At 64.9% G+C, this 25575-nt stretch carries 29 protein-coding genes; 11 read left to right on the top strand and 18 right to left on the bottom strand.

Annotated elements, in window-relative coordinates:
* Positions 1-18: 18 nt before the first annotated feature.
* From CK218_RS08925 to hemC, 5 genes are all read right to left on the bottom strand, one after another.
* Positions 19-498, bottom strand: coding sequence for a TerB family tellurite resistance protein (locus CK218_RS08925; protein WP_066998287.1), 480 nt, complete (start codon positions 496-498; stop codon positions 19-21).
* Positions 499-530: 32 nt separating this feature from the next.
* Complete coding sequence (locus CK218_RS08920) at positions 531-2099, bottom strand: heme biosynthesis protein HemY (protein ID WP_095827449.1); 1569 nt, start codon at positions 2097-2099, stop codon at positions 531-533.
* 10 nt (positions 2100-2109) lie between these two features.
* Positions 2110-3582, bottom strand: a complete 1473-nt coding sequence (locus tag CK218_RS08915) for a COG4223 family protein (RefSeq protein ID WP_095827448.1) — start codon at positions 3580-3582, stop codon at positions 2110-2112.
* 105 nt (positions 3583-3687) lie between these two features.
* A complete protein-coding gene (locus CK218_RS08910) occupies positions 3688-4401 on the bottom strand; it encodes a uroporphyrinogen-III synthase (RefSeq protein ID WP_095827447.1) in 714 nt (237 codons plus the stop codon).
* A 1-nt stretch (position 4402) separates the two neighbouring features.
* The gene (hemC, locus tag CK218_RS08905) at positions 4403-5329 is read right to left on the bottom strand and encodes a hydroxymethylbilane synthase (protein ID WP_095827446.1); all 927 of its coding nucleotides are present in this window, start codon (positions 5327-5329) and stop codon (positions 4403-4405) included.
* Positions 5330-5553: 224 nt separating this feature from the next.
* On the opposite strand from hemC, the gene tsaD reads away from it, so the two are divergent.
* The 6 genes from tsaD (at position 5554) to CK218_RS08875 (ending at position 9649) form a co-directional block, all read left to right on the top strand.
* Positions 5554-6639 carry a tRNA (adenosine(37)-N6)-threonylcarbamoyltransferase complex transferase subunit TsaD gene (gene tsaD, locus CK218_RS08900; RefSeq protein ID WP_179294465.1) on the top strand — a complete coding sequence of 362 codons (1086 nt, stop codon included), beginning with the start codon at positions 5554-5556 and terminating at the stop codon, positions 6637-6639.
* On the top strand, positions 6636-7661 hold the full coding sequence (locus tag CK218_RS08895) for an NAD(P)H-dependent glycerol-3-phosphate dehydrogenase (RefSeq protein ID WP_095827445.1): 1026 nt from the start codon (positions 6636-6638) through the stop codon (positions 7659-7661). The genes tsaD and CK218_RS08895 overlap by 4 nt, the downstream gene beginning before the upstream one ends.
* A 17-nt stretch (positions 7662-7678) precedes the next feature.
* Complete coding sequence (locus CK218_RS08890; RefSeq protein ID WP_066998315.1) at positions 7679-7975, top strand: YciI-like protein; 297 nt, start codon at positions 7679-7681, stop codon at positions 7973-7975.
* Positions 7976-8078: 103 nt separating this feature from the next.
* On the top strand, positions 8079-8504 hold the full coding sequence (locus tag CK218_RS08885) for an EVE domain-containing protein (RefSeq protein WP_095826266.1): 426 nt from the start codon (positions 8079-8081) through the stop codon (positions 8502-8504).
* The gene (locus CK218_RS08880) at positions 8501-9172 is read left to right on the top strand and encodes a methyltransferase (RefSeq protein ID WP_095799653.1); all 672 of its coding nucleotides are present in this window, start codon (positions 8501-8503) and stop codon (positions 9170-9172) included. Before CK218_RS08885 ends, CK218_RS08880 begins: the two co-directional genes overlap by 4 nt.
* Positions 9173-9223: 51 nt before the next feature.
* Positions 9224-9649 (top strand): DUF1761 domain-containing protein, encoded by a 426-nt coding sequence (locus CK218_RS08875; RefSeq protein ID WP_095779794.1) that lies wholly within the window; start codon positions 9224-9226, stop codon positions 9647-9649.
* A gap of 96 nt (positions 9650-9745) precedes the next feature.
* Here the strand turns inward: CK218_RS08875 and gcvA are convergent, their stop codons facing one another.
* On the bottom strand, positions 9746-10672 hold the full coding sequence (gene gcvA, locus CK218_RS08870; protein ID WP_095827569.1) for a transcriptional regulator GcvA: 927 nt from the start codon (positions 10670-10672) through the stop codon (positions 9746-9748).
* A gap of 132 nt (positions 10673-10804) precedes the next feature.
* Here gcvA and CK218_RS08865 point away from each other — a divergent pair, with 132 nt between their 5' ends.
* Positions 10805-11062, top strand: coding sequence for a DUF1127 domain-containing protein (locus tag CK218_RS08865; RefSeq protein WP_066998328.1), 258 nt, complete (start codon positions 10805-10807; stop codon positions 11060-11062).
* 69 nt (positions 11063-11131) lie between these two features.
* Here CK218_RS08865 and CK218_RS08860 read toward each other — a convergent pair whose 3' ends face one another.
* Entirely contained in the window at positions 11132-11728 is a 597-nt protein-coding gene (locus CK218_RS08860) for a L,D-transpeptidase (protein ID WP_095779916.1), read from the bottom strand.
* Between the two features lie 83 nt (positions 11729-11811).
* On the opposite strand from CK218_RS08860, the gene CK218_RS08855 reads away from it, so the two are divergent.
* A complete protein-coding gene (locus tag CK218_RS08855; RefSeq protein WP_095804844.1) occupies positions 11812-12495 on the top strand; it encodes a response regulator transcription factor in 684 nt (227 codons plus the stop codon).
* Positions 12496-12741: 246 nt separating this feature from the next.
* Positions 12742-13200 carry a cyclic nucleotide-binding domain-containing protein gene (locus CK218_RS08850; protein ID WP_095782692.1) on the top strand — a complete coding sequence of 153 codons (459 nt, stop codon included), beginning with the start codon at positions 12742-12744 and terminating at the stop codon, positions 13198-13200.
* Positions 13201-13233: 33 nt separating this feature from the next.
* Here the strand turns inward: CK218_RS08850 and CK218_RS08845 are convergent, their stop codons facing one another.
* The 7 genes from CK218_RS08845 to tesB form a co-directional block, all read right to left on the bottom strand.
* Positions 13234-14034, bottom strand: coding sequence for an exodeoxyribonuclease III (locus tag CK218_RS08845; RefSeq protein ID WP_095779918.1), 801 nt, complete (start codon positions 14032-14034; stop codon positions 13234-13236).
* Positions 14035-14137: 103 nt separating this feature from the next.
* Positions 14138-14806, bottom strand: a complete 669-nt coding sequence (locus CK218_RS08840; RefSeq protein WP_066998340.1) for an outer membrane lipoprotein carrier protein LolA — start codon at positions 14804-14806, stop codon at positions 14138-14140.
* A gap of 143 nt (positions 14807-14949) precedes the next feature.
* A complete protein-coding gene (locus CK218_RS08835; protein WP_095827444.1) occupies positions 14950-17607 on the bottom strand; it encodes a DNA translocase FtsK in 2658 nt (885 codons plus the stop codon).
* A 210-nt stretch (positions 17608-17817) separates the two neighbouring features.
* Positions 17818-18093: a hypothetical protein gene (locus tag CK218_RS08830; RefSeq protein ID WP_066998346.1), complete on the bottom strand. Its 276-nt coding sequence runs from the start codon at positions 18091-18093 to the stop codon at positions 17818-17820.
* Positions 18094-18387: 294 nt separating this feature from the next.
* The gene (locus tag CK218_RS08825) at positions 18388-19569 is read right to left on the bottom strand and encodes an ammonium transporter (protein WP_245322420.1); all 1182 of its coding nucleotides are present in this window, start codon (positions 19567-19569) and stop codon (positions 18388-18390) included.
* Positions 19570-19765: 196 nt separating this feature from the next.
* Complete coding sequence (locus tag CK218_RS08820) at positions 19766-20104, bottom strand: P-II family nitrogen regulator (protein ID WP_095827443.1); 339 nt, start codon at positions 20102-20104, stop codon at positions 19766-19768.
* Between the two features lie 248 nt (positions 20105-20352).
* Positions 20353-21216, bottom strand: coding sequence for an acyl-CoA thioesterase II (gene tesB, locus CK218_RS08815; protein WP_066998363.1), 864 nt, complete (start codon positions 21214-21216; stop codon positions 20353-20355).
* Positions 21217-21323: 107 nt separating this feature from the next.
* Between tesB and CK218_RS08810 the strand changes: the two genes are divergently transcribed.
* A complete protein-coding gene (locus tag CK218_RS08810) occupies positions 21324-22586 on the top strand; it encodes a ubiquinone biosynthesis hydroxylase (protein WP_095827442.1) in 1263 nt (420 codons plus the stop codon).
* Positions 22587-22857: 271 nt separating this feature from the next.
* On the opposite strand, the gene CK218_RS08805 is transcribed toward CK218_RS08810, so the two are convergent.
* From CK218_RS08805 to CK218_RS08795, 3 genes are all read right to left on the bottom strand, one after another.
* Positions 22858-23388: a hypothetical protein gene (locus CK218_RS08805; protein WP_067322954.1), complete on the bottom strand. Its 531-nt coding sequence runs from the start codon at positions 23386-23388 to the stop codon at positions 22858-22860.
* Between the two features lie 98 nt (positions 23389-23486).
* Positions 23487-23843: a YciI family protein gene (locus CK218_RS08800; protein WP_095782697.1), complete on the bottom strand. Its 357-nt coding sequence runs from the start codon at positions 23841-23843 to the stop codon at positions 23487-23489.
* A 2-nt stretch (positions 23844-23845) separates the two neighbouring features.
* Entirely contained in the window at positions 23846-24064 is a 219-nt protein-coding gene (locus tag CK218_RS08795) for a hypothetical protein (protein ID WP_095782698.1), read from the bottom strand.
* 215 nt (positions 24065-24279) lie between these two features.
* Between CK218_RS08795 and CK218_RS08790 the strand changes: the two genes are divergently transcribed.
* Positions 24280-24705, top strand: coding sequence for an OsmC family protein (locus tag CK218_RS08790; protein ID WP_095782699.1), 426 nt, complete (start codon positions 24280-24282; stop codon positions 24703-24705).
* Between the two features lie 218 nt (positions 24706-24923).
* Here the strand turns inward: CK218_RS08790 and CK218_RS08785 are convergent, their stop codons facing one another.
* Entirely contained in the window at positions 24924-25553 is a 630-nt protein-coding gene (locus CK218_RS08785) for a DUF480 domain-containing protein (protein WP_095782700.1), read from the bottom strand.
* Positions 25554-25575 lie beyond the last annotated feature (22 nt).

Below are 25575 nucleotides of genomic sequence, written 5' to 3'. Positions count from 1 at the left end.
GGAAGAAGAAAGGTCCAGCTATTCGTCGCTCGATGTGCCCCGCGCGCCCGGCGCTTCGGCCGCAGCCTTGCGGCGCGCCTCGATGCGGTCGTGGCGCTCGACACCGATCAGTTCGGCGACGCGCCAGACGGTGTTGTCCTCGAGCTCGTGCAGCTCGCCGTCGGCGTAGACGATCTCCCACATCAGGCCGATGAAGGCCTTGCGCGCCTCGGCATCCAGATGGCGCTTGAGCACGCTGGTGAAGGCATAGAGGTCGATCGCCTCGTTATCGGCACGCTCGCCGGCGGCGGCCAGCGCGTCGAGCTCGTCGCCGCTGATCGAATAGGTCTCGGCCAGGATCTCCTTGAAGCGCTCCCACTCGATATCCTGGCGCACGCCGTCGGCGTTCATCACGTGATAGAGCAGCGCCGAGGCCGCGACGCGCGGATCGTCCGCGCTTGGCTTGCTCGCGCCCGCAGCAGGCAAATCCCTCAGGAAGGACAATACGCGTTCGAACATCGATGCTTTTTCCCTGTCCGCCAAGCCGAGCCTCAAAACAAACGAAACCGGCGCGGCGATTTTTCCGCCTCGTCTTCCGGCGTCACGCCGGGATCATCCGGCAAGCGCGGCAACTCCGGCGCCTGCTCGACCACCGTGTCATCGGCGGCGACCGCGGTTTCCCTCTCGATGCCGTTCGGCGCCTCGGCGGCCGCCTTCTCGGCCGAACTATCGGGCTCAAGGTCGATCGCTCTCTCGTCAGCCGGCAAAGCGGGCGCCGATGCAGCGATCGCGGGAATTTCCTCCTCAACCTCGCTGTCGATTAGTTGCCCGAGCCGCTCCATCGGCGCGCGCCAAGTGAACGCGTCGAGCTTGCCGGTGATCGGCGATACCGGCGCCCAGCGCTCCGAGACGACACCGTCCGCCACCCAGGCCGGATCGCGCGGCGCGCGCACAGCCTTGGACAGCAGCTGCCGCACCTTGCCCTGGTCGCCGCTTTCGGCCTCCTCGATGTCGGCCAGCAACAGATAGGCGCCTTCGCGGCGATCAATGCGGATGGCGGATTCCGCCTCGCGCCTGGCGGTGGCGAAATCCTGCGCGTCGAGCGCGGCGCGCGCCACCGCCATCGACGATTCGGCATGGTTCTTCTTCAATTCCTGCAGCTTTTTCGCCCGGTTGAGGCGATCGAGCACGGCATCGCCCGGCCTCGCATGGATGTAGAGCTCGGCGATGTCCGGATGCGGTTCGGCCCGCCAAGCCGTCTCCAGGATCTTGGAACCCTTGCGCACATCGTTGTGCTTAATCAGCAGGTTGGCCGCGATCACCGCGGCCGGCGCGAAATCGGGCGCCAGCTTGTTGGCTTCGAGCGCCGCGGTCCGGGCAGCGTTCGGATCGCTGTCGACCAGCGCCTGCGCCTTGGCAGTGAGCAGCACGGCGCGGCGGCGGTTGGCGGCATCGCGTTCGATTTGCCTTGTCGATTTCTGCGCCTCGACCAGCTTCAACGCGCCGTCCCAGTCGCCGCGCTCGGTCAGCTCTTCAAGCGTCGATTCCGCCGCCCAGGCAAGCTGCGGTGCCACAGCTGCGGCACGACCGGCATAGTGGCGCGCGGCGTTGCGGTCGCCCAGTCGCTCAGCTTCGAGATAGAGCCCGCGCAGGCCGAGCAGCCGCATCTCCGGATCATCGAGCATGCGCTCGAACTTTTCCCGCGCACCGTCATGGTCGCCTTCGAGCAGCGAGGCCTGCGCATCGAGCAGGTTGATCAGCGGCTCTTGGTCGGAACTGATCAACTTGGCCGCCTCTTTGGTCTTCTTGCGCGCCAGCGCGCCGTCGCCGGCGCCGGCCGCGATCATCCCCGTCGACAGCGCCTGGTAGCCGCGGTCGCGGCGGCGCACCCGGAAATAGCGCGAGATCGCATAAGGGCTGTTCCACAGCGACTTGATCAGCCACCAGACGATCATCACCGCTGCGACCACGGCGACGATCGCCACCGCCGCCACCATCAGCGTGACCTGGTACTGGTAACCGTTGAAGGTGACGATCATCTCGCCCGGACGGTCGGCCAGCCAGGCAAAGCCGAGCCCCAGCGCGAAGACGACGGCGAGGAAGGCGAGGATGCGGATCATTTGACGGTCCTCATGCCTTGGTCGCGCCGCCAATCAGCGCTTCGATCTGCTTTTCGACCTCGAGCCGCGCCTTCAGTTTGCCGGCGAAGTCGGCGCCGGCCGCCTTCGACGCATCGCGCAGGGTATCGTATTCGGCGAGAGCCTTGGCATAGTCGCCCTGGCTGACTGCCACTTCAATGCGCGCGACGGTTTCCGGCACGCCCTTGCCTTCGACGGCGCCGACCGGCCGCACCTGCACCAGCGATTTCGCGCTCGACACCAGGCTTTGGAAGAAGCCGGCATTCTGGTCGACCGGCGTTGCCGCTTCGATCATGGCGTTGGCGGCGGCTTCGGCCTCGGAAGCGATGGTGGCTCGCGTGGGCACGCCTTTTTCCGCATAGCCGCGCAGAACGCCAAGCTCCGGCGCGTTGGGCGCAATCGCGGCGAACGTGTCGAGCTCGGTCGCAAACGGCGCACCGCGATCGAGCGCCGCCTTCAGCGCCGAAGCGGCGATCGCCAACGCGATCTTCGGCTGCGAGGCCTGCGCCTCGACCTTGCCGGAGAGCTGCCGCACCGACTGTTCCAGCGCCGCGATCCGGCTGTCCGCCGCCTTCGCCGCGTCGCCCGCCGATTTCACAAGCGCGTCGAGCCCGGCGAGCTTCTCGTTGAGCGGGGCGAGATCGACCGGTGCAGCATTTCCGGCCTTCTGCAGGTCGGCGACCGACGTCTCGACCTGGCCGACCTTGTCGGTGAGCGCCTTGAGCGCGGCGCCGTCGCCGCCCTGGCCGGGCGAGGATTTCAGCGCCGCGACGTCCGACTTCACCTGGTCGAGCGCCGAGGACAGGCCGTCGACCTTGGCCGAAGCGCCGGCATCGGCCGTTTCCTTGAGTGCCGCGATTTGGCTTCTCAGCGAGGCGATCTCGCCGGTGACGCCGTCGGGCGAGGGCCCGCCGACCGAACTCGGAGAGCCGAGCAGCCCTACCGCTTGCAGAAGGCCGGCGCCGGCAAGCGCGACAACGCCGCCGATCACGCCGGCGGCAATCATGTTGACGCCTGAGCGCCTGGCGGCCGGGAAGTCGCGATCGTCGCTTCGGGTTTCGCTCGGCTTCGCCGTCGAGGCGGCAAAACGGGTCTTGGCTGCCGACGCATCCTCGAAACTGTAGCCGAAGCTTTTTGGTTCGCTCTTCGGAGCCTCATCAGTGCCCGGATAGGATGCTTCTGCCCCATCCTTGTTGGTTCCAGCCTGGTCAGCTCCGCCCTGCGCCGCGTCGGTGTGTTCCCACGGCTCGATGTCGGCCTGTTCGGCATGGATCGGCTCTTCGGGAGCTTCCGGCTGCGAAGCAGCAGCCCCTTCCTCTGCCTTCGCCTCGTCGGTTCGTTCCGTGTTGGTATCGGTATTGGCGGCATCCTCGTCAGTGATTCGCGAGACGGCGCCGGGTTCGAGTTCGATGGTCACCGGCTCGCGGCGGCTCTTCGAATGTCGCACCTTAGGCGTCTTGACCATGCTTGGGCTCCGCAAATTGGCTTGAGGATGGTTCAAAGGGTCTAGAGCTCAAGGATGCTCTACCACATCACCAAGCGGTGAAAAGGGGCGGTGTGATGACGCGGCTCAGCCCGGTAGCGACAAAAGCTGGAACAGCGCGTCCTCGTCGGGTTGAGAGGCAATGCGAACCTTTTGCCCGCCAACCCCGTCCAATGCGTTGGCGATTCGCGCGGAAAGGGCCAAAAACTCCGCCCGTTCAAAGAGATGCCGCAGTGCTGGGCGCATGGCCAGGCCAATCATCACGGGTGCCGCCTTGGCCGAATAGAGCAGCACTGCCTCGACCGGCGTGCCCGACAATCGGGCAACGACGGCATCGTCGCCATAATCGAATTCGATGGTGTCGTAGGTCTTGACAGGCCGGACACGCACCCGGGCTGCCGCCAGCCGTTCTTCGAAGACGGGAAAGCGCGCCCGGCCACAAAGATAAACAATCTCCTTGCCCGTAAGTTCGGCGGTTATCTGGCCGGCCAGTGCTTCGGCATCGCCTGGGCCTTCAAAGACGGACGTAAATCCAGCCGCACGGCAGGCTTCCGCCGTCCTTTTGCCAACCGCATGGCAAGGCAGGGCGGCAAGCGCGGCGACCAGTTCCTTGGGCGCATAGCGCACCGCATTGGCGCTGGTGACGGCAACCGCGGCAGCAGCGGGAAAGACGCTTGCCTCGACCGGCAACGCCACTGTTTCCGTCAGTGGCAGCAGGACGGGCTGGAACCCCTGGGCCTGAAGCCGCCGGGCCGTGCGGGAGGCGCCCGGTTCCGGCCTCGTCACCAGGACGCGGACCATGTCAGGCCCAGCCGTCGAAGAATTTTGCGCCGGCCTCGGCGCGAACGGCCCGCGCGGCTTCCACGCCGGTATTCGCCGCGTCCCGGGCCGGGCCATTCAATCTGACCTCATGCGACTCGGTGCCGTCGGGCGAGATGATCAGCCCGGCGAAAGACAGGTATTCGTCCGAGACGATCGCATGGCCGGCGATCGGCGTGCGGCAGGAGCCGTCGAGCGCAGCGAGAAAAGCGCGCTCACAAGCCAGCGCCTGGCCGGTCGGCATGTCGTGAATAGCCGCCAACATATTTTCGACCACGCCGTCGCCGATGCGGCTTTCGATGCCGATCGCCCCCTGCCCCGGCGCCGGCGGAAAGACATCCAGCGGCATCAGATCGGTAATCACGCTCTCGAGCCCGAGCCGCTTCAGCCCGGCATAGGCGAGGATGGTGCCTTCGGCCACGCCCTCATCCAGCTTGCGCAGCCTGGTCTGCACATTGCCGCGGAACATCACCACATTGAGGTCCGGCCGCATCCGGCGGAGCAGCGCCTGGCGCCGGAGCGACGACGAGCCGAGCGTCGCGCCATGCGGCAGATCGGCGATCCGCTTCGCGCTCTTGCCGATGAAGGCGTCGCGCGCGTCCTCGCGCGGCAGGAAGACGGAAAGCTCCAGCCCGTTGGGCAGCACCGTCGGCATGTCCTTCGAGGAATGCACGGCGATATCGATGCGGCGGTCGAGCAGCGCTTCCTCGATCTCCTTGGTGAACAGGCCCTTGCCGCCCGCTTCCGACAACGGCCGGTCCTGAATGCGGTCGCCGCTGGTTGAGATCGGCACAATTTCCAAGGCCTGCTCGGGCAGGCCATGCGCCTGCATGAGCCGCGCCCGCGTCTCATGCGCCTGGGCGAGCGCCAGCGGGCTGCCGCGTGTTCCGATTTTCAAGGTTGTTTGCATGGCGCGCGGTCCGTGATAACCCCCCAGGCGATTTCGAGGTTTGCCGAGATTCAGGTCAGGCCGAGCCGAAAATGGCGGATTTCGAGAACCGGAGCGTGCTTTTGGGTACGCGAGCGCCGGAAGCGCAGAAAACCGCCATTTGCAGGCCGGCATCACCTGACTATCGACAGACCTCCTATATAGGAAAGGTCAGAGACACAATCTTCGAGGACAGCGACGAATTGATCCGCGTTCTGGGCATTGAGACAAGCTGCGATGAGACGGCGGCCAGCGTGGTGGCGCTGGACGGCGACTCCGCGCCCGAAATCCTCTCCAATGTCGTCTTGAGCCAGATCGAGGAGCATGCCGCCTTCGGCGGCGTCGTCCCCGAGATTGCCGCGCGCGCCCATGTCGAGGCGCTGGATGGGATCGTCGAGGCAGCGCTGACCGATTCGGCCGTATCGCTCGATGAGGTCGACGCCGTCGCCGCGACTGCCGGGCCGGGGCTGGTCGGCGGGCTGATCGTTGGTCTGATGACCGCCAAGGCGATCGCCGCCGCCGCGAACAAGCCGCTGATCGCCATCAACCACCTCGAAGGTCACGCGCTGACTGCCCGGCTGACCGAGGGGCTCGACTTTCCCTATCTGCTCTTGCTGGTCTCCGGCGGCCACACCCAGATCGTCGCGGTGCGCGGCGTCGGCGACTACCAGCGGTGGGCAACGACCATCGACGATGCGCTGGGCGAAGCCTTCGACAAGACGGCCAAGATGCTTGGCCTGCCCTATCCGGGCGGGCCGAATGTCGAAAAGGCCGCGGCCGGCGGCGATGCGAGCCGCTTTGCCTTCCCGCGTCCGATGAAAGGCTCGGCGCAGCCGGACTTCTCCTTCTCCGGCCTGAAGACGGCTGTGCGCCAGACAGCAACGGCGATCGCGCCGCTCGGCGACCAGGACGTCGCCGACATCTGCGCCTCCTTCCAGGCGGCGGTGGCCGATGCGCTGGGCGACCGTGTCGCGCGGGCGCTCGCCCGTTTCCGCAAGGAATTTCCCGACACGGCAAAGCCGGCGCTGGTCGTCGCCGGCGGCGTCGCCGCCAACCGCACGATCAAGGCGACGTTGGAGGCGCGCTGTTCCAAGGCCGGCTTCGCATTCGTCGCACCGCCGCAAAAGCTTTGCACCGACAATGCCGCGATGATCGCCTGGGCCGGCATCGAGCGGCTGCGCGCCGGGATGGCCGACGCGAGCGCCGCCGACTTCGTGCCGCGCTCGCGCTGGCCGCTGGACAGTGTTTCCGCTCCCTTGGTCGGCTCGGGCCGTCGCGGGGCAAAGGCATGACTGACGCGGTCACGAACGGCGCACAGGCCAAGGCGCCCAGCGGCTGGCGCGTAGCGGTGCTTGGCGGCGGCGCCTGGGGCACGGCGCTGGCGCTCGCCATGCTGCGCGCCGGCCATTTTGTCCGCCTCTATGCCCGCGATCCCGACACCGTCGCCGCGATCGACCGTGGCGAAAACCCGCACTATCTGCCCGGCATCGCGATCGAGCCCGGCATCGTCGCCACCAGCGATATCGCTGCTGCGCTCGACGGTGCGAATTGCGTGCTGGCGGTAACGCCCGCCCAATCGCTGCGCGCGGTTCTGGCCGCTGCCGCCGGCCATGTGCCATCCGGCGTGCCGCTCGTCCTCTGCGCCAAGGGCATCGAGCGCGACACCGGCGCGCTGCTGTCCTCGATCGTCGAGGAAAACCTGCCCGACAACCCGGTCGCGGCACTTTCCGGCCCGAGCTTCGCCAGCGATGTCGCGCGCGGCCTGCCGACGGCCGTGGTGGTGGCGGGTCGCGACGCGGAACTGGCGGCCGATCTCGCCGCCCGCTTCTCGGCCGAGAACCTGCGCTGCTATTCCAGCGACGATCTCATCGGCGTCGAGATCGGCGGCGCGCTGAAGAACGTCTTCGCCATTGCTGCCGGCGCCGTCAGCGGAGCCAAGCTTGGTGCCAGCGCCCAGGCCGCCATGGTGACGCGAGGCTTCGTCGAGCTGCGCCGCATCGGCGCCGCCTTCGGCGCCAGGCCGGAGACGCTAATGGGGCTCTCCGGCCTCGGCGACCTGCTGCTCACCTGTTCCTCGGCGCAGTCGCGCAACTTCGCCTACGGCCTGGCGCTCGGCCAAGGCAAGGAGCTCACCGGCCTCCCGCTCGCCGAAGGTGTGCCGACGGCGGGCATTGCTGCCCGCATCGCCGCCGAGCGCGGCATCGAGACGCCGATCATTGCCGCGGTCGCCGCCATCCTCGATGGCAAGGTGACCATCGGCCAGGCTGTGACGGCGCTGATGACGCGGCCGCTCAAAACCGAAACCGACATCTGAAGCCTCGGAGTTGAAACATGCTGTTTGCGTTGATTTGCAAGGACAAGCCCGGCAGCTTGCAGCTGCGCGCCGACACAAGGCCGGCGCATGCGGCGTTCCTGGAAGGGCTGATCAGCGAAGGAAGACTTGCCTTCGCAGGGCCCTTCCTCGACGCTGCCGGCAAGCCTGACGGAAGCCTGGTGATGATTGAGGCGCCCGACATGGCCGGCGCGCAAGCCCTGGCGGCCGCCGACCCTTATGCCAAGGCCGGCCTGTTCGAAAGCGTCGAAATCCGTCCATGGAACTGGGTCTTCCAGAAGCCTGCCGCCGCGTGACCGGTCGCTGGCGCTCCCGCTCCCCGCGAGTACGGGGAAAGGATAAGGAAGAGCGCCAAGGCTTCAATCGTGGCGAACCGACAATGGCAAGGGAACAACTGAGATGAACTACTGGCTGTTCAAGTCCGAACCTTCGGTCTTTTCCTTCGAGGCGCTGAAGGCGAAGGGCAAGGCCGGCACGCAGTGGGACGGCGTGCGCAACTACGCCGCGCGCAACAACATGAAAGCCATGCAGATCGGCGATCTCGGTTTTTTCTACCATTCCAATGAAGGCCTCGACATCGTCGGCATCGCCGAGGTCTGCGCGCTTGCCCACCCCGACTCCACCACCGACGATCCACGCTGGGAATGCGTCGACATCCGCGCCTGCAAGGACGTGCCGAAGCCGGTGACGCTGGAACAGGTCAAGGCCAATCCGAAGCTGGCCGACATGGCGCTGGTGCGGCTTGGCCGGCTTTCCGTGCAGCCGGTGACGCCGGCAGAGTGGAAAGAAGTCTGCCGCATGGCCGGCCTCGACCCGGCGCCGTGACCAGACTCACCCCCAAAAACGCAAGGACATTCATCCTCGACAATACGGCGCTGATGGCGCCGCCGCATGTGCCGGAAGTGCTGCTGCACCTGGCTGACGAGGCGCACGACCTCTGGCTGCGCACCGAGGAGGAGCTGGCCGAGATCGGCCTGCCGCCGCCCTTCTGGGCTTTCGCCTGGGCCGGCGGCCAGGGCCTTGCCCGCTATGTGCTCGACCATCCGGCGACGGTGCAGGACAAACGCGTGCTCGACTTCGCTTCCGGCTCCGGCGTGGTCGCCATCGCTGCCTTGAAGGCCGGCGCGGCTGAAGTGACCGCGGCCGATATCGATCCCTTTTGCGCGACGGTTATCGCCCTCAACCTGGAAGCCAATGGCGTGAAGGCCGATTTCCTGGATGCGGACTCCATCGGCACGGATGACGGCTGGGACGTCGTCTTGGCCGGCGATGTCTTCTACGACAAGCCTTTGGCGGAGAGGCTGACGCCGTGGTTCACGAGCCTCAAGGCGCGCGGCGCCGACATCCTCGTCGGCGATCCCGGGCGCGCCTATCTGCCGAAGACCGGACTGCAATCGCTCGCCGTCTACCAGGTGCCGGTGACGCGCGTGCTGGAGGATGCCGAGGTCAAGCGCACGACCGTGTGGCGATGGGTTTCCGCCGCTTCGGCTTGACGCAGCCGGCGAACAGGGATTCCATCGCTCATCTTTTCGGGAGGGGATTCTATGGATTTCTCAACGGTGAACTGGCTGGCAGTGATCGCCGCAGCCGTCGTGGCGTGGCTGTTCGGTGCCGCCTGGTACATGGGCCTGAGCAGGCCCTGGCTGAAGGCGGCAAAGCTCGATCCGGCGACGATGAAGCGCTCGGCCGTTCCGTTCATCGTCAGCTTCGTCGCCGAGCTCGTCATGGCGCTGGTCATGACGCTGGTGGTCGGCGCGATGACCGGCGGCGAGCCCAACCCGCTCGCCGGCGTGATCTTCGGCTTTGTGCTCTGGTTTGGCTTCGTCGCCACCACGCTGTCGGTCAACCACCGCTATCAGGGCTTTGGCTGGGACCTCACGCTGATCGATGCCGGCCATTGGCTCGGCGTGCTGCTCATCATCGGCGCCGTGATCGGTTGGTTCGGCGCGCCGGCCGCGCCGGCAGGCTAGGGCACTTCCAGGAAAAGTGTGAAACGGTTCCGTCGGAATTGCGCCAAACAAAGAGAGAAAGAGAGAGAGATAGAGAGAGAGCGGTCCGGAGCGCCGCTAACCCGCGTCTGCGTCTTTCGTGACTTCGTCGAGAAGCCATTCGCGGAAGGCGACGATGCGCGCGTCGTCCTTCATCGCTTCCGGATAAACCAGGAAATAGGCGAACTCCGGCGCGACCTTGATGCCGAGTTCGAAGGGCCGGATCAGCCGCCCTTGCGAAAGGTCATTGGCCACCATGGCGAAGTCGGCAAGCGCCACCGCATTGCCGTCGAGCGCCGCCTGCGCGGCATCGGTCGAGGACCCGAAGGCAAGGGTGCGGCTGTCGTCGAAATCTTCGACCCCTGCCGCGTGCATCCACATGCTCCAGTTCGGCCAAGTGACGCCCTGCCGGGACCATTCGATATGCGCCAGCGTATGGTGGAAGAGATCGCGCGGCTCCTTTAGCGGCAGGCCTGAGGCGAGCAGCGCCGGGCTGCAGACGGGGATGATGATGTTCTCGAACAGCCGGTGCGCGCAGAGCCCGGGATATTTGCCGCTGCCGAAACGAATGCCGATATCGACATCGTCCCGCTCGAAATCCCTGACTTCATAGGTAATGTCGAAGCGCAACTCGACGCCAGGCTTTTGCCGGCGGAAACCGTCGACGCGCCGCATCAGCCACTTGGTTGCGAACTGCGCGTCGAGCGTCACTTTCAGCAGCGCCGTGCCTCTCGCCATCTTGCGCGCGCGGGTAACGGCGCGGCCAAGCAGGTCGAGCGCATCGACCGAGGCTTCGAACAGAACGTTCCCCGCTTCGGTTAGCCGCATGGTGCGGCTGGTGCGCGTGAACAGCACGAGGTCGAGCTGATCCTCTATTTCCTTGATCTGGTGGCTGACCGCCGCCGGCGTCAGGCCAAGCTCGTCCGCGGCACGGGTGAAATTGAGGTGCCTCGCCGCTGCCTCGAACGTCCTCAACGCACGCGTTCCGGGCAGCAAGCGGGCCATCCAGATCTCCAAAAAAAACTTGATGATCAGACAAGAACTACTCGTTTCCCATTTGTTTTTCAATCCGGCAAGATGGCCGCATCGATAAACCATCAAACCGGATTTGATATCCGGAGAACACGGGATAGAGCCATGACCGAGATCGTCCTGAAGTCTCACGCCGTCCAGAAATCCGACTCCGGCATCACGCTTTGGCTGCGTTCGGCATTCGAGTGGCTGCGCCAGGCCGGGGTCGCCGCTCGGCTTCCCGACGAATCCGTCGAGGATCTCTCCGACCGTCAGCTGCGCGACATCGGCGTCGAGCGCAGGGACGTCGCAAAGGCGATGAACCGGGAGCTTGGCCGGATCGGATTGCTGGATACCGGCTGGCAGCAGCCTAAGCGGCACTGAGGGAATAGGGGAGTAGGCAGAGAATCTCGCTTCGGTGGACGTGCGTCCTCCGTGACATATCCTACTCCCCTACCTCACCACCTTCACCACCGTCCGGTCCGACAGCAGCGGCAGCAGCCTCGCCATGGTGCGCGCCGTCACCGCGACGCAGCCTTGCGTCGGCGTGAAGCCGGGACGCGCCAGATGGAAGAAGATCGCGCTGCCGCGCCCGCGGCGGCGCGGCGCGATGTTCCAGTCCAGCACCAGGCACACATCGTAGAGCCGGTCGGCGCGCCGCATCCGTTCATGGCTGGCGCCGTAAGGGATCTTCACCGGTCGGTTGTAGTTGCGGTCGTCCGGCACCTCGCACCAGCCAAGATCCGGGCCGATCGGCGCCATCGCCAGCCCCGTCCGGCGGCCGCCGGGAAACTGGTCGTTGCGGAAATAGCCTGACAATATCCGCATCGCAGCCAGTGGCGTCGCGCCGTCGCCCTCGCGCTTGCTGGCGGAAATGCCGCCGCGCCCGAGGGCGCAGGGAAACACCGTTTGGCCGGCTTGCAGCAATCCCTGCGCAGGGTTGCCGGGCCTCGCACGCACAACCAGGACATGCAGCCCTTTCGGCAAAAATTCGCCTGCCGCATTGCGCGCGCGTTTTTTCTTGTATGATTGTCTCACGGAACAAATCACTGTGAACGACTGTTGCGCCGGTGAGCTTCCGCATAAATGGGGGGAGGTCAACTGAATATTCTTTTTAAAACAACGGATTGATCATGACATCACGCACCATTCTGATCGTTGACGACGACGACGACCTGCGAGCCACCCTCGTCGAGCAACTGGCGCTTTACGAAGAATTCGACGTCCAGCAGGAAGCCACTGCCGCAAAAGGCGTCGCTGCGGCGCGCGGCGGCCTTGTCGATCTGCTCATCATGGACGTCGGCCTGCCCGATATGGACGGTCGGGAGGCGGTGAAGATCCTGCGCAAGGGCGGCTATAAGGCCCCGATCATCATGTTGACCGGCCACGACACCGATTCCGACACGATCCTGGGGCTCGAAGCCGGCGCCAACGATTACGTCACCAAGCCTTTCCGTTTCGCCGTGCTGTTGGCGCGCATCCGTGCACAGTTGCGCCAACACGAGCAGAGCGAGGACGCCACCTTCTCGGTCGGCCCCTACACCTTCAAGCCCAGCCAGAAGCTTTTGATCGATCCGCGCGGCGCCAAGGTGCGGCTGACCGAAAAGGAAGCCTCGATCATCAAATATCTCTATCGCGCCGACCAGAAGGTGGTAACGCGCGACGTGCTCTTGGAAGAAGTGTGGGGTTACAATTCCGGCGTCACCACCCACACGCTGGAAACCCATGTCTACCGGCTGCGCCAGAAGATTGAGCGCGATCCTTCCAATGCCGAAATTCTTGTGACAGAAAGCGGCGGCTACAAGCTGGTTCCTTAAACATTTCATGATCTAGAGCAATTCCAGGAAAAGTGTGAAAGCGGTTTTCCGATCGGAATTGCGTCGAACCAAACAGATAGGCGGTCGGGCGGGACTGCCTCGGGTACGATCCTGATGCTGGAGGGTGATGGATCGGCTCGCTGCACGCATCGCACGACGCGTGATTGAAAGTTGGAGTGCGCGCTCCCGCAAGGAGGCGGCGCTCCAAAGGAGGGACTGGACTGACCGCTCGGGGACACAGCTAGCATGGCGCTGGATGACGACATCCGCATCCTGTCCGCCGTGAAGCTTTTTCAGGGCTTCACGCAGGAACAGTTGCGCCTGCTGGCCTTCGGCGCCGAGACCACTTTTCTGCAGGCCGACCACAAGCTCTACCGCGAGGATGACGTGGCCGACTCGGCCTATATCGTGGTCAGCGGGCGGATAGTCCTCTATCGCGAGCAAGGCAGCGGCGAACGCGTCCCGATCGGCACGGCAGGCCCCGGCGCCATGCTCAGCGAACTGGCCCTCATCGCCGACACCAACCGGCTGACCAGCGCCTCGGCCGCGATCGATTCGGAAGTTATCCGCTTGAGCCGCAAGATGTTTCGCCGCATCCTCGAGGAATATCCGGAGCTCGCGGTGCAGCTGCACGAGCGCATCTTGGAGGAATTCCAAGAGATGATCGCCCGCATCGAGGAGCTCGCGCCACGGTTTACGGAATAGACGCGCCGCAGCGCCCCTGCCGATTGAAAGCGCTCAATCCAATTCAAACTTCGCGATGACCGGCACATGGTCCGACGGCTTCTCCCAGCCGCGCGCCGCCTTGAGGACCTCGTAACCGGCAAAGCTCGGCACCAGATTGGCGGACGACCAGATATGGTCGAGCCGCCGGCCGCGGTCCGATGCTTGCCAGTCCTTCGCGCGGTAGCTCCACCAGGTGTAGAGCTTTTGCTCGGCCGGCACATTGAGCCGCATCAGGTCAACCCAGCCGCCGGCCTGCCGCATCGCCTCGAAGTTTTCGGTCTCGACCGGGGTGTGGCTGACGACGTTGAGCAATTGCTTGTGCGACCACACGTCATGCTCCTGCGGCGCGATGTTGAGGTCGCCCACCAGGATCGAGGCATCGTGCTCACTCGCTGGCACGCTGTTCATCTCATAGACGAAATCGAGCTTGTGGCGGAATTTCCGGTTGATCTCCGGGTCCGGCTCATCGCCGCCGGCCGGAACGTAGAAATTGTGCAGCAGAATCGACCTGCCGCCGGCCTGGACCCTGACCGAGAGATGCCGGCTGTCGTCGATCTCGCAGAAACGCCGCTTCTCGACCAGCTCGATCGGCCGGCGCGCCACCGTCGCCACGCCGTGATAGCCTTTCTGGCCGTGGAACAGGATGTGCTCGTATCCCGCCTTGCGGAACGCCTTTTCCGGAAACAGCTCGTCCGGAACCTTGGTTTCCTGCAGGCAGAGCACGTCCGGCGCGTGCTCCTTGAGCAGCCGCTCGACGATCGGCATGCGCAGGCGCACCGAGTTGATGTTCCAGGTGGCTATGGTGAAGGGCATTCAGGCAGGTCCGGCAAAAGATCGCCGATCTACTGCCAGCCACGCGCCATAAAGACAAGCCGGCCCGCGCTGCAAGCCGGCCCTGCCCTGAATATGGGCGGACCTACCGCGTCTTGGTATTGAGCTCGCGGTTCGCCGTATAGTCGATCGCGAAGGTGCCGTCCGGAATGGAGACGCCTTCCTTGACGTTGAAGATCATCACCGTTGTGTCCTTGCCCTGCGCGTCGGTGATCGTCCACTGGCGCAGTTCATAGGTCTTCGGATCAAACATCATGGTGATCTTGGCGTTGCCGAACACCGACTTGTCGGAGAGTTGGATGGTGGTGAGGTCGTCTTCTTCCTTGACGGCCTTCACGCGCCCGCCGGAGAGATCGATCCGGTCGTCGAGCAAAAGCTTCAAGGGCGTCTTCGACAGCGGATAGAGGTCGGAGGTGTTCAGCTTCTTGTTGAGGATGACGACCGACTTGCCGTCCGAGATCACCCGGAAATTCGACGATCCGTCATAGTTGAAACGGATTTTGCCGGGACGTTCGAGGAAGAACTTGCCGCCGGTCTGCTCGCCCTTCGGGCCGAACTGCACGAATTCGCCGCTCATCGATTTGACCGAGGAAAAATGGTCGGCGATCTTTTGCGCAGCCGGCGGAACGGCGGCCTGAGCCAAGGCCAGAAGTTGGAAGCCCGGCACGACATTGATGGCGGCGGCGCCAGCGAGCACCAGGCCAAGGCCGAGCAGCTGTCGGCGGGTCGGAGCGAAATCTGTCTGGGTCTTCATGCCGGTCACTTCCTGTGATTTGCCTTGGTCGCTGTCTCTGGACCGCCAGTTGGGCCTAAGTTTGGCGGGTCGCACGGCGCTTGGTCGCATCAACGCGCCAGAGGGTTCAAAGTTGCCGGCCGCCTCCCGTAGGCCTCGCCGGGCTAGAACTTATCGTCCTCGGTGGGGACGAGAATCTCGCGTTTGCCGGCGTGGTTGGCCGGGCCGACGATGCCTTCCTTCTCCATCTTCTCGATGATCGACGCCGCGCGGTTGTAGCCGATGCCCAGCCGGCGCTGGATGTAGCTGGTCGAGGCCTTGCCGTCGCGCAGCACCACGGCCACCGCCTGATCGTAGGGATCGTCGGAATCCTCGAAATTGCCGCCCCCACCGCCGCCGCCGGAACCGCCCCGGCCCGAGGCGCCGTCCTCGTCGTCTTCCTCGTCATCCTCGGTGATGGCGTCGAGATACTCCGGCACGCCCTGCAGTTTGAGATGGCCGACGATCCGTTCGACCTCGTCGTCCGAGACGAAGGGACCGTGGACACGCTGGATGCGGCCGCCGCCCGCCATGTAGAGCATGTCGCCCATGCCGAGCAGCTGCTCGGCGCCCTGCTCGCCCAGGATGGTGCGGCTGTCGATCTTCGACGTTACCTGGAAGGAGATGCGGGTGGGGAAATTGGCCTTGATGGTGCCGGTGATGACGTCGACCGACGGGCGCTGCGTCGCCATGATGACGTGGATGCCGGCGGCGCGCGCCATCTGCGCCAGGCGCTGCACCGCGCCTTCGATGTCCTTGCCGGCCACCATCATCAGGTCGGCCATTTCGTCGATGATGACGACGATATAGGGCATCGGCTCGAGGTCGAGATCCTCCGTCTCGTAGATCGCCTCGCCGGTCTGGCGGTCGAAACCGGTCTGCACGGTGCGCGAGATTTTCTCGCCCTTCTTCTCGGCCTGGCTGACGCGTGCATTGAAGCCGTCGATGTTGCGCACGCCGACCTTGGACATCTTGCGGTAGCGGTCCTCCATCTCGCGCACCGTCCATTTCAGCGCCACCACGGCCTTCTTCGGATCGGTGACGACGGGCGTGAGCAGATGCGGGATGCCGTCATAGACCGAGAGCTCGAGCATCTTCGGATCGATCATGATCAGCCGGCATTCCTGCGGGGTGAGCCGGTAGAGCAGCGACAGGATCATGGTGTTGATGGCGACCGACTTGCCTGAGCCGGTGGTGCCGGCGACCAGCACATGCGGCATCTTGGCGATGTCGACGATGACCGCCTCGCCGTTGATGGTCTTGCCGAGCGCCAAGGCGAGCTTCGCCTTGGTGGTTTCGAAGTCGCGGCTCGCCATGATCTCGCGCAGATAGACCGTCTCGCGCTTGGCATTCGGCAGTTCGATGCCGATGGCGTTGCGGCCGGGCACGACGGCGACGCGGCAGGCGATCGCGCTCATCGAGCGGGCGATGTCGTCGGAAAGGCCGATGACGCGCGAGGATTTGATGCCGGGCGCAGGTTCCAGCTCATAGAGGGTGACGACCGGACCCGGGCGGACATGGATGATCTCGCCCTTGACGCCGAAATCCTCGAGCACGCCTTCGAGCAGCCTTGCGTTCTGCTCCAGCGCGTCCTTCGACAGGCTTGGGTCTTTCGCCACGTTCTTCGGTTCGGACAGGAAATGCAGCGACGGCATCTCGAACGTGCCGGAGCCGATGAGCGAGGTCTGCGCCTCGCGCTGAACGCGTGCGCCTTGCACCGGGCGCGGCGCAGGCGCCTCCACGCGCGTCGCCGCGTCCGAGCGGAAGTTGCGCACATTGGCGCGGCGCTGGACCGGCTCTTCGTCGTCGAAGTCGTCGAGATCGGCCTCTTCGTCGTCGAAGTCATTGTCGTCCACCGGATCGACCGAAGCGCTGCGGTCGTTGACCATTGCGGCGAAGAATTCCGGCTCGACACGGGCGCGGCCGCCGGGGCTCATCCTGGATTCAGCGTACTCGGCCGATTCGACCCGTTCGGCGGCGCGGCGCCAGGCGCTGGCCCGCGGCTCAATCTGAGGCTCGAACTCGTCACGCTCCTGCCTGCGGCGCGCGGCACGCCGATGCATCCATGCACGGAAGGACAGCCACCAATGGGTGATGGCGCCGAGCGCAAGAATGCCTTCGTCGCCCTCGTCTTCATCCTCATCGAAGAGCAGATCGTCCTGCTCGCGCGGCTCCGGCTCGGCGCGCTCCATGACGGCAAAGCCGTTCTTGCGCGCGATCAGCGCCGAGCCATAGGTGAACAGCCAGAGCGCCGGTGTGGCGAGCACAACGGCGATGACGGTGGCGAAGAGGCCCTTCGGATAGCCGCCGACGGCGATGCCCGGGATCTTCAGCACCATATCGCCGAACACACCGCCGAGACCGGTCGGCAGCGGCCAGGTGTTGGGCGGCGTCACGCAACCGACGATCGCCGCGGCAAGCAGCGCGAAGCCGAACCAGGCAAGCCCGCGCTTGCCCAGCCTGTCGACGCCGCGGGCGGAGAAGAGCAGAAAACCCCAGATCACCGCCGGCACCAGCCCGGCGACGGCGGCAAGGCCGAAGAACTGCATGGCAAGGTCGGAAAACACCGCGCCCGCATAGCCCATGGCGTTGGTGACGAGATTGTTGGTGGCGTGCGAGAAGCTCGGATCGGCGACGTTCCAGGTAGCGAGGCTGGCGACGCCGAAAGCGGTGAACACGAACATCCCGGCACCGACCAGGCGCCCAACCTGCCGCCGCGCGAACGCCTGGATGCCGTGCCCCGTATCGGTCAGCGCGAGCGGTGCTGAAGCGCCTGAACGCATGCCTCTTCCCCGTGTGTCGATGCCTGGCCGGATGCGTGACGCATGCCGGGAGATTCGTCTCCCAGACTATCGGCGGGAAGGTTAAGGCCGCATTAACCATGGCTTTTTACCGACATGCTCCCCCGAAGGGAGATGGCGGGCCCACGAAGCTCGCCATCTCATTGGCAAAGATGAAACGATCAGGCCCGTAAGGACCCGACCTGCCGCAAATCACTTATGGCCGGCGTACTGCATCAGGTTGGCGCAGAATTCGGCATGCGGCTTGCTCATCGCCGCGTCCTGGCACTCCTTCATCATCGCGTCCTGCTTGTCCTTTGCCGTCGTCGCCCAGGCGGCCTTGAAATCGGCCTCGGACTTCATGGTCTTCATGCTGGAATCGGTGAAGAACGGAGCCATATTGTCAGGCGAGTCGAGCGCGCCGGCAAGTGCAACACCGCTGACCATCGACAGAGCCATTGCTCCCAGGAAGATATTCTTGCAGTTCATTGGTCGATTCCTTCCCTGATATTTGGCGACACCACGATGGCTGTCGCAATCCCAGTACGGAACCGGAAGGGCGGACGTTTCACACATTCGCGATCAAGTGAATGTGATCGAAACGCTCAATGCTCATATCCGAGAAAAAGGAGGCCCGGAAGATCTTCCGGGCCTCAAGGCGTGAGCCCCTTTCGAGAGCATCACGACGGGATCTTGGGAGCAAATCGGGAAAGCCGCGCCGCGGCTTCCCTTGATATCCGGACCGGCGGGAGGAGTATCCGCCGGTCCTTGGCCGGGTCGGCCTTACGGCACGACTTCGCCGTGCTGGGTGACGTCGAGACCCTCGACCTCTTCCTGGGTGCTCGGACGCAGGCCGACCAGCGCCTTGACGATGTAGAGGATCACCAAGGTGGCGACCGCCGTCCATACGATGGTGACAGCGACGCCGTATGCCTGCTTGGCGAGCGAGGCGCCCGACGACAGGCTGTTGATCGCCGGATCGGCGAGCACACCGGTCAGCAGTGCGCCGACGATGCCGCCGACGCCGTGGACGCCGAAGGCGTCGAGCGAGTCGTCATAGCCCATGGCATGCTTGAGCTTGACCGCCGACAGGTAGCAGACGACGCCCGCGATGATGCCGACGAAGAACGCGCCGGTCGGGTTGACGAAGCCGGAAGCCGGCGTCACCGCGACAAGGCCCGCAACGGCGCCCGAGATGATGCCGAGCACCGAAGGCTTCTTGGCGACGATCCATTCGGCGAACATCCAGGCCAGTGCCGCCGCGGCGGTGGCGACCTGCGTGTTCAACATTGCAGCGCCGGCGAGGCCGTCGGCCGCCAGTTCCGAACCGGCGTTGAAGCCGAACCAGCCGACCCACAGCAGCGAGGCGCCGATCACCGAATAGACCAGGTTGTGCGGCGCCATGTTGGTGGTGCCGTAGCCCTCGCGCTTGCCGAGAACGAGCGCGCAGACCAGGCCCGCGACGCCGGCATTGATATGGACGACGGTGCCGCCGGCGAAATCGAGCACACCGGCGGTGGCGAGGAAGCCGCCGCCCCATACCCAGTGCGCGACCGGCGCGTAGACGACCAGCAGCCACAGCGCCATGAAGATGAGCAGCGCCGAGAACTTCAAGCGTTCGGCGAAGGCGCCGGCGATCAGCGCCGGGGTGATGATGGCGAAGGTCATCTGGAACATCGAGAAGACGAATTCAGGGATGTTCGCCACACCGGGCGCCCACAGCGAGGAAGTGGTGATGCCGTGGTGGAAGAATTTCGAGGCACCGCCGATGAACTTGTTCATGCCGCCGCCGTCGGAGAAGGCCAGCGAGTAGCCGAACATGAACCACAGCACCGTCACCAGGCAGGTGATGGCGAAGCTCTGCATGATGGTGGCGAGCACGTTCTTCTTGCGCACCATCCCGCCGTAAAACAGCGCCAGGCCCGGGATGGTCATCATCAGCACCAACGCCGTCGAGGTCAGCATCCAGGCGGTGTTGCCGGTGTCGAGCGCGGGCGCCGGGGCGGCCGGCGCTGCGGCCGTGGCTGCCGGAGCGGCCTCCTGCGCGAAGGCGGCGGCGGTGCTGAACGCTACGAGAGCGAGCGCAGCGGCCGCGCGTCCCGTCGTCTTCAAGGGGGAAGGAATATTCATTGAACTCTCCGTTGGAATAGCTGGTCGCCGCTCAGAGCGCGTCGGTGTCTGTTTCGCCGGTGCGGATGCGCACCGCCTGGTCGATGCCGAAGACGAAGATCTTGCCGTCGCCGATCTGGCCGGTCTTGGCGGCGGAGCTGATGGCTTCGACGGCCTTGTCGACCGTGTCGGCGCCGACGGCGACCTCGATCTTGATTTTGGGCAGGAAGCTGACCGCGTATTCGGCGCCGCGATAGATTTCCGTATGTCCCTTCTGACGCCCGTAGCCTTTGACTTCGGTGACGGTCAGGCCCTGGATGCCGACGGCGGTGAGCGCTTCGCGCACCTCGTCGAGCTTGAACGGCTTGATGATTGCCATCACGATTTTCATAAGGTTTCACCCTTTGCTGTTGCGGTCCCCCGCGTTTGCACACCTTCACCGATCCCGAGGAGAGCCGGAGAGTGCAGGACAGGATTCAAGCTCCGTGCCAATTGCCGAAGCAGAGCGTTAACCTGTTGTAAACAAAGGTGATCAGCAGCGCTTGCTCAACAAACGGGCGCAGCGCCTTAATGGCTCATGATTAAAAAGTGAGCAAAATTTCGAAAATGCCTGCTTTTTAGCCATGCCTCGAAGCCGGCTCAGCGTTTCAGCCGGATGAGGCCTTCCTGCGCGACCGAGGCAATCAGCGTTCCGTCGCGCGCGAACAGCGATCCGCGGGTGAAACCGCGCGAGCCTTGCGTGGAGGGGCTGTCCTGCGTGTAGAGGATCCAGTCGTCCAGCGAATGACTGCGGTGGAACCACATGGCATGGTCGAGGCTGGCCGCCTGGATGTCGCGATCGAAGATGGCGCGGCCATGCGCGAAGGTCGAGGTGTCGAGCAGCGTCATGTCGGAGAGATAGGCAAGCACCGCCGCCTGCGTGGCGCGGTCTTCCGGCACCGGACCCGTGGTGCGGATCCAGATATTCTGCTCCGGCTCCAGCTTTTCGCGGCTGGTATAGTGCTTGAGCATTACCGGCTTCATCTCGATCGGCCGGTCGCGCTCCCAGTAGCGCTTGATGCCTTCCGGCACCGCCTCGCCGAACTTGCCGAGCAGCTCGCGCTGCGACAGAAGCGTGTCGGGCGCCGGCACGTTGCGTGGCATCGGCAGCTGATGCTCCAGCCCGACCTCGTCCTGCTGGAACGAGGCTTCCAGCGAGAAGATCGCCTGCCCATGCTGGATCGCCACCACCCGGCGCGTGGTGAAAGAGCCGCCGTCGCGGATGCGGTCGACCTCATAGACGATCGGAACCTTGGTGTCGCCGGGCCGCATGAAATAGCCGTGCAGCGAATGCACATGGCGCCCCGGCTCGACAGTACGCTGGGCGGCGACCAGCGCCTGAGCGATCGTCTGGCCGCCGAACACGCGCTGCCAGTCGAGCTTGGGGCTGCGACCACGATACAGGTTGTGTTCGAGCTGCTCGAGGTCGAGAATGTCGAGAAGCTCGTCCATGGCCGCCGTCATGTTCCACGTCCTTTGAAGATGTGTCATGGCGGGTTTCGGACAGGAGAGCCGGGCAGTCAAGCTGCAACGGCCGCCGCGGTGGCCGTAGGTCGCGAAAGGAAAGTGCCATGGTCGACCGCAAGGCGGATGCAGCGGACAAAACCTCGGTGGACGTGCTGGTGGCGGGCGCCGGCTATGTCGGCCTTGCCGCGGCCGTGTCGCTGAAGCAGGCACGACCGAGCCTTGCCGTCGCCATTGTCGATGCGGCACCTGCCGGCGTCTGGCAGAAGGACGGCCGCGCCTCGGCGATCGCCGCCGCAGCCTGCCGCATGCTGGAGCAGCTCGGCGTCTGGGACGAGATCGCGCCCGAGGCGCAGGCGATCACCGAGATGGTGATCACCGATTCGCGCGCCGCCGATCCGGTGCGCCCGGTGTTTTTGACCTTCGACGGCGAGGTGGCGGCCGGCGAACCCTTCGCCCATATGGTGGCCAACCGGGTTCTCAACGGCGCGCTGCGCCGCCGCGCCGAAAAACTCGGCATCGACGTCATCGAAGGCATGGCCGTCAGCGCCTTCGACACGAACGGCGCCGGCATCACCGTGCATCTGGCCGACGGCGCCGCGCTTAAGGCCTGCCTGCTCGTCGCCGCTGACGGCGTCAATTCGAAGCTGCGCGACATGGCCGGCATCAAGACGGTGAAATGGGAATACGGCCAGTCCGGCATCGTCTGCACGGTCGCGCATGAGCGCCCGCACAATGGCCGCGCCGAGGAACATTTTTTGCCCGCCGGCCCCTTCGCCACCTTGCCGCTGAAGCCTGAAGAGGACGGCACCAATCGCTCCTCGATCGTCTGGGTGGAGCGCACGGAAGACGCGCAGAAGCTGGTCGAGGGCGACGAGTTCGTCTTCGAGCATGAGCTGGAGCAGCGCTTTGGGCTGAAGCTCGGCGAGATCCGCGTCGCCGACAAGCCGCGCGCCTGGCCGCTCGGCCTGATCCTTGCGCGCGCCTTCGTCGCACCGCGCATCGCGCTCGCCGGCGATGCGGCTCACGGCATCCATCCGATCGCCGGTCAGGGCCTCAATCTCGGCTTCAAGGATGTCGCAGCACTTGCCGAAGTGGTGGTCGAGGCCGACCGGCTCGGCCAGGACATCGGCGCGCTCGACGTGCTCGAGCGCTACCAGCAATGGCGCCGCTTCGACACGCTGCAGATGGGCGTCACCACCGACGTGCTGAACCGCCTGTTTTCCAACGACATTGGCCCGCTGCGCGCCGTGCGCGACCTCGGCCTCGGTATCGTCGAGCGCATGCCGAAGCTCAAGGACTTCTTCATCCGTCAGGCGTCTGGCCTGTCAGGCGACATGCCGCGGCTATTGAAGGGCGAAGCGATCTAGCGCCTAGCAATTGGCCGGTGCCTACGCGACGTCGTCATCCACGGCGGGAGCGGGAGCGAAGCGGACGCGAAGACCCGAGGATCCATGCCGTGACCTTGGTCGAAGAATGCCGCCGAGCAGAATCCTGCACCGCTGCAACGCTTATAGGTAACGGAATGGATTCTATGGTCTGCGCCGCGCCGCTTCGCTCCTTGCTCCGCCATAGAATGAGGAGGCGAGAAGCGTTTCGGCCAATCACGAAGGTAGGCGATCCGGCCGCCACTGCTTCAGCTTAATTGACCTCAAAACCCAGCTTCTGCCGCAGCCTCACCATCCGCTGGTCGGCGATCCGCAGGCGTTGCTCGCCGCCCTGTGCCACCCGGTTCAGCATGCTGAGCAGATCGTCCCGTTCGTGCGGCTCGAGGCGCTCGCGCAGGAACGGCGCCAGCTTGTCGATGACGATCGTGGTGTCGTCGACCTGCGCGGCCGCCCATTTGGCGTAGACGACGGCCTCGTCGGTTTTCTTAGGGTTGTCGGCAATCTGCGCGATCACCTCACGGATGACGGCTTCGCGCTGCGGCAGGATCGGGCCATGTTCCGAAACGATCGCGGTGATCAGCGTCGCGGCGGCCACGACCGGATCGTCGATCGCCGTCAGCGGCGAAAGTGCCGCCTGTTTGCGCAGCTTCTTGCGGCGGATATTGCCCTGCACGCGGCCGATAACGTCGGCGACCTCGCTGGCCGCCTCGTTCATCGCCTTCAGCCGGTACCACCAGATGGCCGCCACGCCGAGCAGGCCAAGCATAGCGAGCAGAAAAGGCATGCCGAATTCCCCCGAAACCGCGGCAACGATAGAAGAAGTACAGCATCGCTTCAACTCGCGACAATTGCGGCGATGAACAAACCGCTAATAACTCCGGGTCATGACCCCGGTATGTCGTAGACAGCCCTGACCTCGACGGTGCCGAGCTCGGCCAGCGGAATGCCGTCTGCGATCGCCATCGCCTCGTCGAGATCCGCGGCCTCGACCATGACGAAGCCGAGCAGCTGTTCTTTCGTCTCGGCGAACGGCCCGTCGGTAACCAGCCGCTTGCCCTTGCGACGCCTGAGCGACTTCGACATCTTCACCGGCTGCAGCGCCTGCGCGATGATCAGCTTGCCTTGTCGATCGAGTTCCCTGTCATAGGCGAGCGAATCGGCGTCGAGCTTGGCGGATCGTTCCGGCGTGAGCGCGAAGAGGTCCTTTTCCTCGCCGTAGACCAGCAGGACATATTTCATTGTCAGTTCCCTTCCTGCGATGAACCATAGGAGGCGACCGCGATGCTGTCAGCCTTGCTTCTGGCCGCCGCATGATCGAGCAGGCATGCCGCAATCCCGATTATGGCCACGGCCGCCGCCAGCCGGCCGAGGCCGAAGGCCGGGGGATCCAGCCAGAACTCTTCCGGTCGCTGCACCCTTCGGCCGGGGCGCCTCCAAAGTGCGAAAAACAGATTGTTCATCTTCAACCTCCTTCGGCCCCGAACTTCGTGGCCGCCCCCAGGACGGTCCGGCCGCCGGGAAGTCGACATTTTTGCACGCGTTTTTTTCGAGAATTTTTTCGCGCGCGTCGACTTCGCGGGCACAATCGCGCCATGGTCTTCCGGCGCGCTCGCGCTATAGTTCAGCGGAACGCCGGCGCCCGCCGGCGCGAACCCCGACAAGCCAGGAGGACTTCATGGACCGCACCGCAAACGCCGTCTGGAAAGGCAATCTGAAAGAGGGCAAGGGCACGCTGGAAACGCAGAGCGGGACTCTGAAGGGCATACCCTATTCCTTCAAGGCGCGCTTCGAGGATGAGAGCGGCAAATCCGGCACCAATCCGGAAGAGCTGATCGCCGCCGCCCATGCCGGATGCTACGCCATGCAGCTGTCGCATTTCCTCGCCGAGAACGGCACCCCGGCCATCGCGCTCGACTCCAAGGCTGTTGTGACACTGGTGCCCGGCACCGGCATAACCGGCAGCGCCATCACCCTGGTCGGCAAGGTCCCGGGCATCGATGCGGCAAAGTTCCAGGAACTGGCCGAGAAGGCCAAGGCCGAGTGCCCGGTCTCAAAGGCGCTCGGCGCCATCAAGGTCTCGCTCGACGCCAGGCTGGGCTGACTTAGACTGCGCGGGGCAGCGATCCGTCGCGCCCCTCTCTGCTCTGCCGGGCATCTCCCCCACGAGGGCCCACGAGGGGGGAGATCGGATATCGCGCCGGCTTTCGCCAATCGCCGACGCCGCAGGAACGAGCGAGGCGCTGGAACTGCCAATCTCCCCCCTTTGTGGGGAGATGTCCGGCAGGACAGAGGGGGGCGCTGTCCCGCCATCATCTCACGCTAGCCGCCCAGCGCCTCGATCTTCGCCCGCAACGAAGCAACCTCTTCCTCCAGAGCCCGCACCCGCGCTTCGAGATCGGAAGCGTCGGAGGACGCCGGCGGTTCCCATGGCGCTGCCGCCGCTGATACTTCCACCGGACCGCTGAGCAGATGCACATACCGCTCCTCGCGCTGCCCGGGCGCACGTTCGAGCAGCAGAATGAGCGGTGGCCGGCGGCCGATGAGGAGGTCGAGATTATCGCGAAGCTCTTCGATCGACCCGAAGCGCGCCATGCGCTCAGAACGGGCGAGCAGCTCATGCGCCGTCTGCGCGCCGCGCAGGAGCAGCAGACCGACGATCGCGATCTGCGGCGTGGTCAGCGAAAAGCGCTGCGCCATCAGATGTTCGTAGCGCTCGACCCGCGAAGCAAAAGCCTGGCGCACCAGACCCTTCTGTTCGAGCGAGCTGAGCGCGCGCCTAACGTCGGTCAGCTCCAGCGCCATCACCGGCTCGCGCGCCGTCTTCTGGTTGGCGGCGGCATGCGCACCGTTGAGCGTCAGCGGATAGACATCCGGCGTCAGCTCCTTCTTCTCGATCAGTGAGCCGAGCACGCGGGCTTCGACGGAAGAGAGGACGGGAAGATCGGTCATTGGGTTTGGCTTTTCGATAAGG

The sequence above is a fragment of the Mesorhizobium sp. WSM3879 genome (assembly GCF_002294915.1).
Lineage (GTDB): Bacteria > Pseudomonadota > Alphaproteobacteria > Rhizobiales > Rhizobiaceae > Mesorhizobium.
Note: the sequence above shows the minus strand (reverse complement) of the source record. Positions and strands in the feature narration are given on the sequence as shown.